12 protein-coding genes are annotated in these 16,443 nt (G+C 69.8%); 3 read left to right on the forward strand and 9 right to left on the reverse strand.

Features of this window, described 5'->3' with window-relative positions:
- The 7 genes from ACN27J_RS07475 to ACN27J_RS07505 all read right to left on the reverse strand — a co-directional run bounded on the left by ACN27J_RS07475 (position 1) and on the right by ACN27J_RS07505 (position 11,594).
- Entirely contained in the window at positions 1-1,062 is a 1,062-nt protein-coding gene (locus ACN27J_RS07475; protein WP_421364744.1) for a hypothetical protein, read from the reverse strand.
- On the reverse strand, positions 1,059-3,884 hold the full coding sequence (cas3g, locus tag ACN27J_RS07480) for a type I-G CRISPR-associated helicase/endonuclease Cas3g (protein WP_421364745.1): 2,826 nt from the start codon (positions 3,882-3,884) through the stop codon (positions 1,059-1,061). Before cas3g ends, ACN27J_RS07475 begins: the two co-directional genes overlap by 4 nt.
- Complete coding sequence (csb2, locus tag ACN27J_RS07485; protein WP_421364746.1) at positions 3,881-5,407, reverse strand: type I-G CRISPR-associated protein Csb2; 1,527 nt, start codon at positions 5,405-5,407, stop codon at positions 3,881-3,883. The genes cas3g and csb2 overlap by 4 nt, the downstream gene beginning before the upstream one ends.
- Positions 5,404-6,639 (reverse strand): type I-G CRISPR-associated RAMP protein Csb1/Cas7g, encoded by a 1,236-nt coding sequence (gene cas7g / locus ACN27J_RS07490; protein ID WP_421364747.1) that lies wholly within the window; start codon positions 6,637-6,639, stop codon positions 5,404-5,406. The genes csb2 and cas7g overlap by 4 nt, the downstream gene beginning before the upstream one ends.
- A gap of 77 nt (positions 6,640-6,716) precedes the next feature.
- On the reverse strand, positions 6,717-9,908 hold the full coding sequence (locus ACN27J_RS07495) for an ATP-binding protein (RefSeq protein WP_421364748.1): 3,192 nt from the start codon (positions 9,906-9,908) through the stop codon (positions 6,717-6,719).
- A complete protein-coding gene (locus tag ACN27J_RS07500) occupies positions 9,905-10,609 on the reverse strand; it encodes a hypothetical protein (RefSeq protein ID WP_421364749.1) in 705 nt (234 codons plus the stop codon). The genes ACN27J_RS07495 and ACN27J_RS07500 overlap by 4 nt, the downstream gene beginning before the upstream one ends.
- 1 nt (position 10,610) lies before the next feature.
- Positions 10,611-11,594 (reverse strand): endonuclease domain-containing protein, encoded by a 984-nt coding sequence (locus tag ACN27J_RS07505; protein WP_421364750.1) that lies wholly within the window; start codon positions 11,592-11,594, stop codon positions 10,611-10,613.
- A 452-nt stretch (positions 11,595-12,046) separates the two neighbouring features.
- On the opposite strand from ACN27J_RS07505, the gene ACN27J_RS07510 reads away from it, so the two are divergent.
- The 3 genes from ACN27J_RS07510 to ACN27J_RS07520 all read left to right on the forward strand — a co-directional run bounded on the left by ACN27J_RS07510 (position 12,047) and on the right by ACN27J_RS07520 (position 14,155).
- A complete protein-coding gene (locus ACN27J_RS07510; RefSeq protein WP_421364751.1) occupies positions 12,047-12,874 on the forward strand; it encodes a DUF5753 domain-containing protein in 828 nt (275 codons plus the stop codon).
- Positions 12,871-13,065, forward strand: coding sequence for a DUF397 domain-containing protein (locus ACN27J_RS07515; protein ID WP_289205724.1), 195 nt, complete (start codon positions 12,871-12,873; stop codon positions 13,063-13,065). The genes ACN27J_RS07510 and ACN27J_RS07515 overlap by 4 nt, the downstream gene beginning before the upstream one ends.
- A gap of 307 nt (positions 13,066-13,372) precedes the next feature.
- On the forward strand, positions 13,373-14,155 hold the full coding sequence (locus tag ACN27J_RS07520; RefSeq protein WP_278168437.1) for a transposase family protein: 783 nt from the start codon (positions 13,373-13,375) through the stop codon (positions 14,153-14,155).
- Between the two features lie 1,183 nt (positions 14,156-15,338).
- Here ACN27J_RS07520 and ACN27J_RS07525 read toward each other — a convergent pair.
- Together ACN27J_RS07525 and ACN27J_RS07530 are read right to left on the reverse strand one after the other, a co-directional pair.
- Complete coding sequence (locus tag ACN27J_RS07525) at positions 15,339-15,869, reverse strand: hypothetical protein (RefSeq protein ID WP_421364752.1); 531 nt, start codon at positions 15,867-15,869, stop codon at positions 15,339-15,341.
- Positions 15,856-16,443, reverse strand: coding sequence for a DUF6346 domain-containing protein (locus ACN27J_RS07530; RefSeq protein ID WP_421364753.1), 588 nt, complete (start codon positions 16,441-16,443; stop codon positions 15,856-15,858). The genes ACN27J_RS07525 and ACN27J_RS07530 overlap by 14 nt, the downstream gene beginning before the upstream one ends.

A 16,443-nucleotide genomic window follows, 5' to 3' on the forward strand; every position in this document is an offset into this window, starting at 1 on the left:
TCAGGTTCTCGCGACGAGTGGCTTGTCGGTCTTGAGCAGCTCGCCGCGCATGGCCCGGCGTTCGGGGGCGCTGTCGCTGCCGAACCGCTGCACCGGGAACCGGATGACGGCGGTGACGCCCCGGGCGGCCAGCCACGCTCGGGCGGGTTCGCCGTCGACCGGTGTGCTGTCCGGCGGCTTCCCGAGCGCCTTTGATGGCAGCCCGGCCGCCGCGAACCGGGTCAGCTGCCCGCTGGCGAGGACCGTCCGGTGCCGGGCCGTGCGCCACCGCCCGGTCCACACGGGTACGCAGAACCAGCCGCCCGTTGCCCGCCCGAGGTGGCCGGTGGTGGTGGCGGTGGCGTTGACCCGCTGGGCGATCGGGAACTGCGAGATGCCCCAGAGCGCACACCAGGCCACCGCGTTGTCGGTCGGGCCGGGGGCGGCGAAGCCGGTCGGCGTACGGCTGTCGGGTTTGTCTTTGGCGATCTCGTCGCGGACCCGGCCGCCGGTCAGCCCGTCGGCGACCTCCTCAGCGGTACGGGCGGCGACGGCCGCGGCGAGGGGCCGCAGTCGGTTGCCGACGAACTCGGAGCCCTGGTTACGGGGCTGCATTTCCAGCCGGCTGGCGCCGTCGTCCTGGAGTCGGTCGCCTTTGCCGTTGCAGCTCCAGTAGGCCGGTTCGCCGAGTGCGGCGATCAGCCGCAGGTCGAGCAGCGCCCGTGCCCGCGTGAGCTGGTCGAGCACAGCGTGCCGCCGCTGCTGCAGTGATTGCCAGCTGTCGCCGGTGGTGATGACGCTGATCCGGGGGCTCATCAGCGCGCGCTGTTCGCCGTCGCGCAGGTGCCGGCTGGGCCAGGCGTCCGGGTCGTCGTGGCGGGCGGCGTGCCGGCGGACGATCTCGCCGATCGTTTCCGGCGTGGCCTGCGGGGCGCTGAGCACCGGGCGAGAGTTCATGCCGGGTGTCCAGGAGAGCCGGACGTCGTCGAGGCCGGCGTCCTCGGCGATGGCGGCGAGCCCGTGCAGCGTCATGTGCGACAGCATCGTGTACGGGTCGGCGTGCGGCAGTACGAAGTCGGTCATGACCCCTCCGCGGAGATCTGCCCGTCGGCGGCGCGGAGCAGCGCTTCCAGGTAGGCGCAGCCCCACACCCCCCACCGGCGATGGGTGCGTTCGATCAGTTCGTCCCACCGGCCCTCGTCGAACAAGTCGACGGCGGTGTCGTCGACGGTGCCGACGAGCTGCCCGGCGGTGTGTGGGAAGCCGTGCCGGCCGTGCCCGTGGCTGGTGCCGACCAGCCGGACGATCAGCTCCCGAAGGTCATCGTCCTGGACGGTGGAGTCCTGAGTAGACAGCCTCGACCAGGCCAGGCGTGCCGACAGCTGCTCGTGGCGCCATCCGGTCGGCAGCCCGGACTTCTGGCGCAGCCGCCGGATCGTCCGCATGTCCCGTACTCCACTCTTGGCCAGTGGCTCGGGCGGTGGCTCCCCGTCGCACAGCGACTGCTGGAACCGTTTGTCGGTCTTGCCGTCGTCGTGATGCAGGCCGGCGAGGCGCAGCACCTGCACCAGCTCGGCGGGAAGGCCGAGCCGGTCGCCGACCGTTTCGGCGCGGGCGGCCACCGCGTCGGCGTGCTGGTGCAGCGGCACCCGGCGGCGGCGCGGGGTCCAGGTCTGGCGCAGCTCGTCGTCTACGGTCGCCTTTCGCAGGTCGACGACGATCAGCCGGGCGAGTTGCGGCTTGCCGTCGTCGGATTCCTGCCAGTGCGGGATCACCTCGGCCCCGGCCCGCTCAGTCTCCGGCCGGTCGAGCAGAGCCGCCGCCGCGATCACCATCGGGCGCGGCGTCAGCTCGTCGCGGTGCACCCGCAGCAGTTGGGCGACCTCCTCCGGGTCGGGTTCCACGGCACCGTGGGTGTCCGGGTCGTCCTGGTCGACGATGGTGGCGGCGACGGCGTCGAGGAACCGGCGGTGCGCGGCCGTGTCCCGTTCGATTCGCAACACCACGTCGCCGGGTTTCGGGGCGGCGATGAGGTCGAGCACGTCGTCGACCTGTTCGGTGCCGTCCGGGTCGACGACTTTGGAGGTGAACAGCGGGGTGGTGTCGTCGACGACGAGCATGTCACCGGGGCGGATCCGGTCGTCGATGGTCAGCGGGCGCGGCGGTGACTCACCCGGCCGGACCAGTATCGGCGTGGGCGGCGGGTCCAAGCGGGCCTTGACAGCTGCCTCCGCAAGGTCGTCGAGCCGCTTACCGATCTCCGTCGACTTTCGGATCGACACCGGGAAGACCTCGTACGGGCGGGGCGGCAGTGCCTCGATCAGCTTGACGGCGTCGGCGGTGTCGGCCGGCAGTGCCCGCCGCACCACGACGCCGAACTCGTGGTCGGCTGCGTCGAGGTCGTCGGAGAGCCACAGGTCGAGGTCGTCCTGTGCGGCGGCGGCGAGGTCGTCGCTGGTCCGCGCCAGCTGCCACGCCTGCGCCAGCTCCAGCCGTTGCAGCAGGTCGCGCCGCAGCTCCGGGGCGGGTGGCCGGGGGTCGCGCAGTGCCCACGGGGCGAGGCCCGCCGGGTCGACGGCCCGCCCGGCCAGCCAGGCGCGCGCCGCCGCAAGGTCGTCCCGCTGGTACGGCCCGGACTGGGCCGGGTCGGGCAGCTCGCCGGCCGGCACCAGCACGCTGACCTGCGTAGCTGAACGGAGGCCGAGCCGGTTGACTCGGCCGGCCCGCTGGGCGAGCGCCCCACCGGGGGCGAGCTCGGTCACGGCAGCCGCCAGATCAAGGTCGACACCGACTTCGAGACTCTGCGTGCTGACCAGGACATCGACCGTCGGATCACCGCCGAGGCTGAGCAGGTTCGACGCGGGCGGCCGCAACCGGTCCACGTCGTACGGCCGCAGCCGCCCGCAGATCAACTCGACTCTGAGGTCACGGGCGCGTAGCTCCCCCGCGACAGCGGCGGCGACCGCGACACTGTTGACGAAACAGCCGACCGTCGCGCCGTACGCCGCATGCAGCCGGGCCGCCTCGTCGGCGAGCGCCGCGACGCCCGCCTTGTAGGCCGGGCCGCTGCGTGGGATCGGCCAGGCCGGGATCGGCCGCAGGGTGACCGGTTTCGGGCTGGTCAGCCGCTGCCGCAGCGGCGCGTCCACGGCCAGGTCGTCGGCTTCGACGCCGACCGCCACCCCGGCGTCGGCGTGCGGCGTGGCGGTGGTCTCGACGACCTGCAGCACCGGTACGCCGAGCGGTTCGTCGGCGACGGCGGCCAGCTCGGCGACCCGGCGGGCGGTGGTCACCAGCTGCCGGGACAGGTGCGCCTCGTCGACGACGGCGACGGTGTCGTAGGCGAGCAGCCCGGCTTCCCGAGGCCGGGCCTGCGCCCGCGACCCGTATCCGGCGAGCAGCAGCCGCGACCCCCACATGTCCGGGGTGGCGCAGAGCACCGCCGCACCGGTCGGCTCGTCCAACCAGGACCGGGACGGCGGCGCGCCGCCGCGCAGCAACGCCACCGACAGCGGACTCGCGGTCGGTTCGGCCTGCCCGGTACGCAGCGAGTCGAGCGCGGCGGCGACCCGGGCCAGCACGGTCCGGCCGCCCCGGGCCGTCGCCAACAGGTCGGCGACCGCCGTGGCGTGTGCGTGCTGGTCGTCGACGAGTGCCCGACGGTCGACGACGAGGGCGAGCCGGCGCGGCACCCGTACCGGGTGGCCGGCGGCCATCAGCGCCACCGCGAACACGTGCACGTCGATGACGCTGGTCTTACCGGCCCCGGTCGGCGCAACCAGCTGGTCCGGCCAGCGGCCGGTGGTCAGCAGGTGGTCGAGGAGCCGCTCCTGCCAGCGGAACGGCTGCTGGCCGTTGCGGACGGCGGCGAAGAAGGCGCCGAAGTCGGCGCGGTCGACGCTCACCGGGCCAGCCGGCGGGCGATGGCCTCTGGCAGGTCCCGGGGCACCAGCAGGCCGCCGCCGAGGTGCCGGCTCTGCCCGATCGCGGCGATCGTCCGAGGCCCGGTGAGCGTGCCGAGGTTGAGCACCGCCCGGTACGGCTGGATGATCGTGTCACTGTGGACCTTGTGGACGTACCGGCCGACGTCGCCGTCCATCACCCGTACCGCTGATTCGACCCGGACCCCGCGCGCGGACGCCGCCCGCGCCAACGCCGCGTAGCGGGCTTCGCCCCGGTCCGGCACCTTCTCGAACTCGTCGCGCCAGACCAGGGCGACCGACAGCGCGGCGGCGTCGGTGAGGGACCAGGCGCGGACGCGTCCGCGCGGCGGCCGACTCTCCGGTACGGCGACCGGCTCGGTCTGCCACCACCGCTGCGTGCCGGCGGCCGGCTGCGGCCAGAACTCGTCGGCCGGGACCTCGACCGGCGGCTTGACCCCGAACGGGCCGGTGCCGACCTTGACCTGCCGCAGGTGGTGCGCCGCCATCCGGATCAGGGTCAGGTCGATGTCGTCGGCGTCGCGGGGCAGCAGCAACGCCAGCGCGGTGCCTCCGACGTGCGGCGCGTCCGGGCCGACGAACTGGATCGCGCACCGGTTCGCCGGCTGCGGCACGTTGTCGCCGTACGCGCCGGTGAGGATCGCGGGCGCGCCGTCGCCGACGAGCGAGATCAACGCCCGGTGTACGGCGACCGCGTACCGCACCCGCAGCTGCGGCGGGACCGGGTGGTCCATGCCGAACAGCAGCACCGACGTCCACGGCGTCAGCGGGGGCTGCTGCTCCGTAGGGGTGTAGCGGCCGAGTTCGACGCCGGCGGTCACGGTCGGCGGCGCTACCGTCTTCTCGCTCGACCTGTGCGCGTCGGACTTCAGCGGTGGCGCGGCCGTCGTCTCCCGGTGCGCCGCTTCGAGGGCGTCCGACCGGCCGGCGACGGCCACCGCCAGGTCGAGCCCGTCGCCGGTGAACAGGTCGGCGTCGGGGTCGAGGCGGTGTGTCGGCTCGGCGTCGGCGACGACGAGCCGTACCGGTGACTCGGTCGTGCCGAGGTAGGGCACCTCCGGGCAGAGCGCGGTCAGCGCGGCGGCCACCGGCTCCGGTGGCGGCTGCTCCCAGGTCCACGCGTACCGGCCGGTCACCGCGACACCGGTCACCGCCGGCTTGCCGACCAGCTTGTCCGCCAGCGGGCCGCGGCCTTCCTTGACGATCAGACCCTCCTGCCGGTACGCCGTCGCGCCACCGCCGTTGGGCAGGGTCTGTGGCACGGCGATGCCGTCCGGTGGGTTGGCCTCCAGCCAGCGCAGCGCCTCCCGGTCGGTGTCGCACGGCTGGAGACTGTCGCCGTCGGGGACCGCCCGCACCCCCTGCGCCGCCGCGCAGAGCAGAGCGGCGTGCAGCCGGGCCGGCGACGGCAGCGGGTCGAGTTCGCCGCTGCCGACGTGCCCCTTGTAGATGCCGAGGACCGGCTCGGCGACGATCGCGAAGCTCACTGGTCGTCACCCGTTTCGAGCGCGCCGGAGACGATGTCCGGGTTGCCGTCGACCCGCATCGCCAGACCCGACCAGGTCACGTCGGCGACCTTCTCGGCGTGCGCGAGGGCCTCGCCGAGCAGCAGGTCGGCCGCGTCGATGCTCAGCGGCTCAACATCGGCGAACGACCCGCCGCGCTGGTCGAGCCGGACCTTCGGCTGCTCGGCCTCGACCAGGTCGCAGTTGGCCCGCAGGCACAGTTCGGCGTCGGATCGGGCGAGCGCGTTGAGCGCCAACGCGGCCAGCAGTGCCCGGCAGGCGGCGTCGCCGTCGACGCCGGCCCCGAAGCGCATCTGCCGCAGCGTCGCGAACGACAACACGTGCGTACGGATGATGGTGTCGCAGGCGACGCCGGCCAACTGGTCCAGGGTCGGCGGGATGCCGCCGAGGCCGAGCGCGGACGCCGATTCCGCGGTGCCGACCTTGATCGCACCAGCTGCCTTGAGGATCTTGCTATGCGTGACTGGGCTCAGCTCGGCCTGCTGCCAGTTCGCTGTCTCGGTCATCGTCTTCTTGTCGAGGTTGATCTGCATGCCGACCGGATCGACCCGAGCCCCGCCCCGTCGACCGGGCTTGGGCTCCATCAGGGCGCCGGTCCCGTCCCGGCTCGCCGCGACGAAGCCGACGATCTCCCCGACCAGGGCGCTGCGCCACCGGCCCTGCCGGCTCCGTCGGCTCGAATCCCAGCCGCCGAAGACCAGCGTGATCGGGCTGGTCTCCAGCAGTGCCCGCGCGTTCGCCGGGCTCGCGTCCCGCACCGCCCGGTACGCCGGAGTCTGCGTGGTCGGCACCCCGTCGATGGTGCCGGCGCGAATGTGACCGTCGAACACCCGGTGCGGCAGCGTCAGGTCGTAGTAGCGCTCGACCGCGCCGTCCCGCTCGTAGGTGACCTGCACGTGCGGCACCCGCGACAGCAGCGGATGTCCATCCTCGATGGCCTGAGCGAGGGCCTGCTCGGCCCGGTTGAGCTGGGACTGCTTCGAGTCGATGATCGCGGCGTACCGGCTCTCGTCGCCGAGAAACCGCTGCTCGTACGCGTACACCGACCCCTTCCCCCGCTCGGGGGCGAACTTAGCCGGCGCGACCGAGGTGTGCCGGCCACCGGCCGGCTCCAACGTGGTCGTCGACGTCAGACAGCTCGACCCACCGGGCGACCCGGCGGCCAGCAACACATCAAGATTCAACGAACGCACTCAGAATTCCTTTCGCATTTGCATCGGCGCAGGACAGCACTCACCGAGGACGGATGTGCTAAAGCGCCTATCGGGGACTACTCGGCGGGCGACACTGTAGCGTCCGATGGCGACATTCTCTGCTGGGCGCGGGTGAGGACGTCTTCGGCGGTGAGTGGGCTGGCCGGGTGGTGGGTGAGGCAGAGCGGCGTACGGGCCTTGCGGAACGACTGTCCCTCGACGGCGATGTAGAACTGTCCGCTGGTCAGTCGCGAGATGTCCGGCACGTCGCCGCCCTTGAACCGGGCCATCTCGCGAGCCGCTTCGATGTGCACCGGTGCGTTGAGCAGCCCGAAGAACTGCGTCGCCGCGTTGCCGGGAATCTGACTGTGCAGGCCCTTCGGCGCCTGGGTGGCGAAGACCAGGCCGAGCCCGTACTTGCGGGCCTGGGAGGCGAGCATCAGGGTGCTGCGGGTGCAGGGCGTGATCGGGCCGGAGGGGGCGAGGGTCTGCGCCTCGTCCATCACCAGCAGTCCGCCCAGCGGCCGGTCACCGGCCGGGTTTCGCTTGATCCAGGCGAAGAGGGCCAGCTGGAGCTGGTTGACGAAGCCCTGTCGTTTCTCCTCCCCCGGCAGTCCGACGAAGCTGATCACCGAGACACGGGCGCGTTTGCCCGGGGCCGGGGTCAGCAGCGTGCTGGGGTCGGCCGACTCGCCCGTACCGCCGAACATCGGGTCGTTGATCCGCGCCGCCTCCAGGTTCTCGGCCAGGTCGGCGGCGATCGCCGCCGCTCCGGTCAGCTCGCTCACCCCGTCCGGCAGGTCGCGGAGCAGGGCGATCAGCCCGGCGAGGGTCGCCGTGTCGCTGTGCCGGCCGTAGTGGCGCAACGCCTGCCGCAGGACGGCCTGCCCACGCATCGCCTTGGCGGTGGTGGCGGCCACCTTGGCACGCGGGGCCAACGCGTCGACGGCGCTGTCCACCGCCTGGGTGAACTCGTCGGGATCGTCGCGTACGCCGGAGAAGTCCGGCAAGGGCTGGAACGTCAACGGCCGGCCGCCCTCCCGTCCCGGCGTCCACACCACGACCTCGGTCGCGGCGAGGTAGTCGGCGGCCGCCCGCGCGTCGCCGTCGCCCCAGGCGGCCGGCGGCTCCGGCCAGGCGTCGCCGAGCCGGGCGAGGTCGTTGTTGGGGTCCAGGACGATCGCGGACACGCCGAGCAGCGCGCACTCTTCGATGACTCGCCGGATCAGGACGGTCTTGCCGGAGCCGGAGCCGGCGAAGATGGCGACGTGCTTGCGCAGCGCGGCCAGCTCCACCCGTACCGGATCGCCGTGGTCGAAGTCGGCACCCACCCGCAGGTACGGTCCGGGGCCGTCGACGGCGGCCGACTCGCGGCCGGGTCCGTCGGCGGCCGGTTCGCGGGCGGCGTCGGCGAGCGCGGTCGACAACAGGGCGGTACGCGAGGCGGGGCGACGGTCGGCCAGCCATGCCTGCAGGCCGTCCGGTTCCTCGGCGAGGAGTGTCCGCAGCGCGACCAGGCTGCGTAGGTCGTCCTCGGTGACCGGCAGCGTCCGCCCACCGGCGGCGGCGAAATCGTCCGCCGCCTTGCGCACGGCAGGAGTTCGCGGCCACTCGTCGTTGCGCAGGATGAACAGTCGCCGGTTGGCGACTCCGTGCGCCAACCCGGCGGCCACGCACGCGTTGCGCAGCCGGGACAGCTCGCCGTTGTAATGCTGTGCGGCGATGGCCCGGAGCGCCCAGTGCGCCTCGTCGCCGGTCGCGTCGTCGAGGGTGCGGCGCAGCCGGGCGTGCAGCACCGGCCGGCGGGCCGGGATGGTGTCCTGGTCGAAGTCGGTGTCCGTGCTTTCCCAGGTCCAGGCGCGCAGGCCGGCGGCGAGCAGCTGCGGCACCTGGGTGTCCTCGTTGGCCGGGCCGAGCAGTCCGGCTACCTGTGCCTTCGCGCGAAGTTCGGCGTACCGCTGATCGAGCGTGCCCAACGACGAGCCGTCAGCGGCCGGTGCCGTCGGCCTCGTCGGAGCCGGTTTCGCCTCGGCGGTCGGCTTCTCGGCGGCGGCCGTGGTGAGCGTGGTGAGCGTGGTCATCTCGGTGACCTGGCCGTCGCGTACGCACGCGCGGATGTGGCGTTCGACGTTGATGAGCAGCTGCCGTGGGGTGTAGTCCGGGGCGTCGGCGAACGCTTCGGGCCGCACCGGCCAGCTCGGGTACGGTGGCACGAACCCGACGTCGGCGTAGTGTGCGGCGAGCCGTCGTTCGACCAGGGTCCGGCCGAGGTCGGCGTCCGGGATCGATTCGAGCGGGGCGGTTTCCCGGAACCGGTCCTGCGCGGTGTCGACCGCGTTGCTCTTGATCAACACCCAGGAGACGGGCAACAGCGACAGCACGGTCAGCGTCCGGTGGGTCAGCTCGCGCAGCTCCATCAGGCCGCTGGCGACCTGGTCGATCGAGACAGCCGCCCGCCAGCCGTCCTCCTCTGCCCCGGTGCTGGGCGGCCCGGAAGCGTGGCTGCGGTTGGCCACCTGCGCGATCAGTCCGTCGACCTGGTCCACCGCGATGACCGACGGTCCGGTCAGCGCCAGCAGGCGGGACACGTCGGAGACGATCTCCTGCGGCAGCCGCCGGGCTGGCCGGATGCCCCAGGCGAGGCGTTCGCCGGGCTCGGCCTCCTCGCCGGCGAGCAGGTACGAGTTGGCGACGTCCTGGGCTCGTGGGTCGATGCCGGCGAGCAGGGTCAGCGCGCGGGCGGTGTCCCGGCAGCCGATCCCGATCCGGCGGTTCGACCAGCTCAGGGCGGCCACGAACTCGTTGAGCCGGTCCACGGTCATCGGGGCCCGGCCGGTCACCGCCATCCGGGTCACCACGGACAGTTCGAGGCCGTCGACGAGCCGGTGCAGAAACATCTGCAGCTGGGTGGTGCCGTCGTCGTCCACCGGCTGGTGCAGACCGTCGACCATCGAGACGGCCGCGCTGCGCCAGAAGGCGCTGGCATCGAGCAGGTTGATCAGGAAGAAGTAGCCGCCATCGAGCTGGGTCAACTCGCGGACCCGGCTGAGCAGGTGGGTCTTGCCCGCGCCGCGTTGGCCCTGCACGGCGACACCGATCGGGCTGGTGTCCGGGCTTTTCTTGGCCAGCGCCAGTCCGTCGAGGATGGTCCGGAGCACGTCCGGGTGCAGCCCGTCGACGTGGGACGCCGCCGGCCGCCAGACGTCGTTCATCGCCGGCGTGTAGTTGAACTGCAGATGCGTGAGTGCTTTCAGCGCTGCTTCGGTCATGACGCCGCCATGGTGATCATGTGCTTGGGCTGATCGCCGACCACGACGGCGGCGGCCCGGGTCCGTGCGTCGAGGGCCTTCTGGTTGGCTTCCGGCACCAGGGTGACGCCGGGTCGGCGGTGCAACCGGCGCAGGGCGGCGTCGATGTCGGCCCGGTCGAGGTCGTCGACCAGATCGCGCAGGTCGGCAAGGTTGACCAGGTCGCCGGCCCGGCTGGCAACCTTGTGGTACGCGGACAGTACGCGCTCCTCGACGGTTGGCTCGTCCGCGGCTGGCTCGTCCGCTTTCGGCGCGTCGGGCACGGCCGATAGGTCTTCGGCGACCGGTAGGTCCTCGGCGGCGGGGGCGTTCGAGGCGGTCACGAACTCGCCGAGGCTGAGTCGCTGCGCGGTCAGAAAACGATCCAATCGCAGGAGTACGGCGTAGAGCGCACCGCCGATGGCACCCGATCCGGGTGGCGGCGAGCCCGCAGCGAGTTCGGTGCGGCAGCGCCGCCAACCCGCTTCACTCAACGTCAGGACGAGCCGGCGCGGCGTACCGCCGACTTCGATCAGTTTCAACCGTTCCAGCTTTTCCCGGGACGGCTTCTTCAGCTCGCAGCGATGATCATTGGTGAGGCTGGCGTTGGGCACCGGGCCGGCCTCGGCAAGGAGAATCAGCAGCGCCGACGTCTCGACCATGGTCAACTTCTCGTCCGACATGTCAGGGTCCTTTTCCGGTACGTCGACGGTTGGTGAGGAACTGCTGCAGGAGTACGAGCACGTTGTCGATGTCGTCGAGCACCTGCGCGTTGGTGAAGCGAAGTACGGCGTACCCGTTGAGCTGGAGCATCACGTCACGGTGCCGGTCCTCGGTGAACTTCCCGGGCGTACGGTGGTCGTCTCCGTCGATCTCGACGACGCACCGTTCCCGTTTCCACAGCAGGTCGACCCGGACGGGGTTGACCAGCGGACCGGGCCGGACGGTGTGGTTCCAGGCGCGGCCGGCGGCCCAGGCCCGGCGGGCCAGGGCGGCTTCGAGCACTACTTCGGCGCGGCTGGTCGGGTGCGGCTTGCCGATGACGCTCGGCGTCCGTCGGGTGCTGACCCGCGACTCACGGCGCGGGCGGGCCGGCGGCGTCACGATGGGCGGCGGCGTCACTTCGGCGCGCGGCGGCTCCGTCGCTCGCGGCCGGCTGTCGATGCCGTACGGCGAATCGCTGTCGATCCACACGGTCAGCCGGCCGTGGTCGACCAGCCACTGTGCCGCCTGGGCCAGTGCCAGCGTCGCCGTCTCGTCGAGGTGATCGGGCGGGCGCAGCACCAGCGCGCACCCTGGCCGGTCGAAGCTGGCCGCGATGACCCGCGCCAAGCCGCGTGCCCGTACCTCGGCATGGTGCCGCCGGGTGTGTGCCGTCGAACCGGTCAGGGCGGCGGCGGCCAGGTCGGCGAGGAACGGGCCGGACTGGGCGGTCGCGGCGGCGTGGGCGACGGCGAGCCGCCGCACGGCGGCCCGCGCGGCCCCGGCCGATGTTGTGATGCCTTCGGCTCCGGGCAGCCAGGTGGGGAACAGTTGGCGGGCGGTCGCCTCCAACTCGTCGAGGACGGCGGCGACCGTCGTCTGCTGGCTGGATGACCCGGCGGTACGCTGAACGACGACGGCCGGAGCATCAGTCGATGTCAATAATTCCTGTTCCCAGTCGCTCACGCGTAGGTGCCTGATCCACACCACCCGACCAGTTGGGACCTGCGAGAGCGAATAGACCAACGACCCGCCTAACGTGAGAAGTCGGCACCCATCCTGGCGAAGCGTTGATCGCATCGGCAATCAGCCGAACGTCGGGGTATCGCCGCCGCCCGGCATCAGCCGTCAGCTGATCAAGGGGCGTCACGTCAGCTCACCGGCAGGCCCGAATGAGCGGTGCGGATGAGCGATCGGCTGATGACCGCCGGACACCGTTGATCAACTTTCGTCTGCGAACACGCGTCGATTCCACCCTGGTGGCGGACCACATTCTTCGCCCGGGTACGGTGACTCGATCGTGGACGCCGACCTGTCACGGCTCTGACGTGCGAATTCGGCGGTCAACCCGGCCCGGTGTTTCATTTTGAAACATTGGCATGGGTGGTGGGTGTGTCGGATGAGAGGAAGGTGAAGCGATGCCGGTCACCGGACCGACAATGGTGCGCCGCCAACTGGGGCGGCGGCTGCGCCGGCTGCGGGAGGAGGCGGCCCGCACCGAGCAGGAGGTGGAGCGGGCGAAGGTCTGTTCCCGTACGACGTTGTGGCGCATCGAGAACGGCAAGTTTCCGGTGAAGATGAACACGGTGCGAGGTCTCTGCTGGTTCTACGGTGCCGACCCGGAGACGACGGACGCGTTGACCCGGCTCGCCGCCGCGTGTGACGAGCACGGCTGGTGGGAGTCGCACGGCGACGCCGTACCGGACTGGTTCCGCTTGTACATCGGACTCGAAGCCGCCGCCACCGAGATCCAGCTCTACGACCCGGAGCTGATCCACGGTCTACTCCAGACCCCGGACTACATGCGCGCCGTGTTCCGGGCCGCCGACCGGCAGGCGTCGGAGCAGCAGATCGAGCGGCTGGTGTCGCTGCGGCTGGATCGGCAGATTTCCTACTACGACCGGGCCGAGCCGGCGAGGATCGTTGCCGTCTTCGGAGCCGGCGCCCTCGCCCGCGAGGTCGGTGGCCCGGCGGTGATGGCCGAGCAACGCGCCCACCTGGCCAGCGTCGGTCGACGGGTCCGGGTGGAGATCCGGGTCCTGCCGTGGTCCGCCGGTGCACACGCCGCGATGGTCAGCCCGTTCACCCTGCTCGACTTCGCCGACCCCGATGACCCCGACATCGCCTACGTGGAAACCCATCTCGGCTCCCGCTACCTGGAGCGTCCTGAAGAGTTGGCCGAGTACCGTCGAATTTTCCGCGAGATCCGCGCGCAGTCGATCCCAATCGAGGAGCACCTGGCATGAAGCCTGACACCCCCTGGTTCACCTCCAGCCGCAGCGGCGGCAACGGCGGTCAGTGCGTCGAGGCCCGCCGGCACGCCGGCCGCGCCGAGGTACGCGACAGCAAGGACCGCACCGGCCCCACCTTGACGTTCAGCACCGCCCAGTGGGGCACCTTCACCACCGCCCTGCAGACCGGCGCCCTCCCTCACTGACCCAAACCCACGGTGGGGGGTCACCTCGGGTACCCCGAGGTGGCCCCACACCACCCGCCCGCACCCCGCGATGAGCGGCAACTCCTCGACCGGGAAACGTAGACGCAAGTTGAGTCGGGTGTACCTGTGGAACCGACAGGAGCGGCGGCTACAGCGCCCTCCGATCCCAGCCCGTCCAAGAGTGAGCCTTTTCCAAGCTGATCTTGCAGCTCAGGGCGGATGCGGTAGGCCCGCTGATCGATGGGTGCGAGGCTCCAGGTAGGACAGCTGTCGACCAAGACTCGAAGCCCCGACCGGGAGCCTCGCCATGCTGTCCTACCCCGCCACGATCTCGTTGTCCAGCCGCACCCTGAACCACCTGGCCGAACGCATCCGCAGCCACCGTAAGCAGCGCCGATCGCGGTGGCGGCGCCTCGAACCCGGCCGGCAGGCGCTGCTCGCCCTGGCCCATCTGCGCAACGGCGACACCTACACCCGACTCGCGGCCGGCTTCGAGATCGGCGTCGCCACCGCCTGGCGCTACGTCCAGGAAGCGATAGCCCTGCTCGCGACGGCCGCCGATGACCTGGCCACCGCCATGGTACGGATCCGCCGACTGGCGTACGCGATCCTGGACGGCACCCTGATTCCGATCGATCGGGTCGCCGACCAGCGACCCTACTACTCTGGGAAACACAAGCACCACGGCGTGAATGTGCAGGTCATCGCCGATGCCGCTGGCCGGCTCGTCTGGGCTTCACCGGCGCTGCCCGGTTCGGTTCATGACCTGACCGCAGCCAGGACCTACGGCATTATCGATGCGCTGACCAGGGCGGACGTGATGACCTTCGCCGATAAGGGCTACCAAGGAGCCCGCGGCAGCGTGCGCACTCCGTTCAAGCGACGCCGCTTCCGCCCGAAGCTGTCACGCCGGCAGAAGGCCATCAACCGCGCCCACGCGAAGATCCGCGCCCGCGGTGAACGCGCAATCGCCACCCTCAAGGCCTGGAAGATCCTGGCCAAGCTGCGCTGCTGTCCACGGCGAGCGACCGCGATCGTGCAGGCCATCCTCGTTCTGCACCACGTCGAGACCGACCGCTACGCAGCATGAAAAGGGCTCAGTGGGAGTTTGTCGCCGTTTCGAAGACCGCCGTCTTCGGTCTCCCTTGATCAGTGCAACAAACATGCCTACGCACACGACCGAACACACACCTAGGGCGACTGACGCAGACCGGTTGCTCTTCGGGCCCGCGAAACTTTCGATCGATGTGATTGCGAAACCGAAGGCAAGAACCGGCAACATGATGCGTGCCACACCGCGATGGTGCCGCCGATTGTGGTCGACCTCAATACGGCGCTCCTTGTCAGTGAGATCCTTTGCCCACGGCGTACCGAAGGGCCAGTTGGCCATCCAGATTTTTGTAGCCAGTCCCGCAATAATAAATAGCACCGTGACGATGACCACGCCCCACCCCGTCCCCGACGACCCGACATCACCTACGTCGATTCCCACTTGGCGCTCGTCACCTTGAGCCTCTCAGTATTTGTCAGTTTGCAGTCGAGTTCTTCCGACAGCTCAGCCAGCAGCCGATCCCGATCGAAGAGCACCAACGACGAAGCCCCGATACCCATTGCCTCCGGAAGCGGGAAGCGCGGCGCCCACCTCAAAGCACTCGGCAGCCGCGAGGCACGTTGATCGGGGCTTAGGAATTCCGACCCTCAGCAAGGCCAGCCAAATAGGTTTCAATCTTTTCATGGACCAGTTTCACAAAAGCGGCACCCAGCAGGCGACGTCCTCGAAAGGTGTATACGTGACCGCTGCCCGCATCTACGACAGCAGGTTGAGCCATAGCCGCAAAACCAGAAGTTCCGAGGCGAAAGGATCGCGACATCATATCGGGTATCTCCTCTCCAATGACAGACGCCACCAATATCGGCATCACCAGTACGCCCGACTGGAGGCCGTTCCTCAAAGCCCATCCTGTCGGCCACCATTAAGACCTCGAGGGTGAAGTCCCGGACATCTTCTTCAGTTACCACCGCCCTGCTCACCACAGCGACGAGTACATGCACTCGACACAGCCATCTCCACTCAGACGTATAGCCGAGCGTGATGGTCTCATCATCGACATCTTCCTTTATTACCTCGCAACCGTCGGAGCGCAGCCGCCCCTCAATGGCCTCATTGACATTTACCATACGCACACTCCCGGCAGCCTAGATGTCCTTGCCGCGACCGACGCCGTCCGCCCAACCAACCGTGGGGGGCCGGCCAAGCAGGGAGCCGTTCGCCATCAGCTCAACTCAGCCGCCGGCTCCGGCAGGTACGCCTCGTACGACTGCTTGATCAGCGAGTTGAACGCGTAGCCCCACAACCGGGTTCCCCGGAAGGTCCACACCCGGCCAGCGGTCACGTCCACCACTGCGGGTTGGGCCATCGCCGCGAAGCCGTTCAGGTTCAGCCGGTACGCCTTCTGGGTCAGCGCAGCAGCGGCCGGATCTACCGCCTCGGCCACCAGGATGGGCAGCACGATCACGCCCGACTGCATGCCGCGCCACTGACCCTTACGCCCCAATCCGAGGTTGACCACATCGTCGACGAACCCGCGCAGGCTCTCCTCGTCCACCCGCTCCACCTTCGCCACTACCGCGAAGCTGTGCATCCTCGTCAATAGTCGAACCTTTGCCCGGTATCCGACGACCACCGGCAACGAACCGATGGCTTCCTCGGTTACCGCACACCCAGCGGCAACGAATCGTTGCCGGACAGCCCTCAGATACTCGTCTGCGGAAATCACACTAGTCTCCTCCTCACATGTTTCCATGCTTCCCGCGCAACCGATCAACCAGAGCATAAGATCTGGGCGCACCGAGAATCGACTTCATTAAGTAGATGAGCACCATAAAGAGCGCAACCACCAAAAATCCTCGCCAGAGCATTCTCAGGACAACCATGAGAACCGGCCAAATAGCGGACGTCGGCTCGCCGTATCGACAGTCGGTTTGATTCTCGCCGTAACACGCCTCACGCAGCGTAATTACCTGCCCAACGTCTTCTGGCACAGCAATGGATCGGTCAACCACCGCGTTGGCCCCGACAAGCCGCGACACGGCTATGTCACAGACCCACCAGTAGCCGAATCCATGGTCGCTTACCGGGCCAACCCTACGACAATCCTCGACAATCGCTTCAACCGACCTTTCGGCTGGACCGTAAGGCCGGGCAGAACCAGTTCCAGGGTAGAAACTAGAAACCGTTAGACAGACAAACGTCAAGAAGACTGAAAGAAGAATCGTCGTTGCCGCGAAGAACAATTGACGAATTCGGTATACGGCCGGCCCATAATGATGCCAAGCCGAGATCTCGCGCGACCTATCGTCGCGCGAGTCTCCGACCAC

The organism is Solwaraspora sp. WMMB762, from assembly GCF_049179115.1.
Classification (GTDB): domain Bacteria; phylum Actinomycetota; class Actinomycetes; order Mycobacteriales; family Micromonosporaceae; genus Micromonospora_E.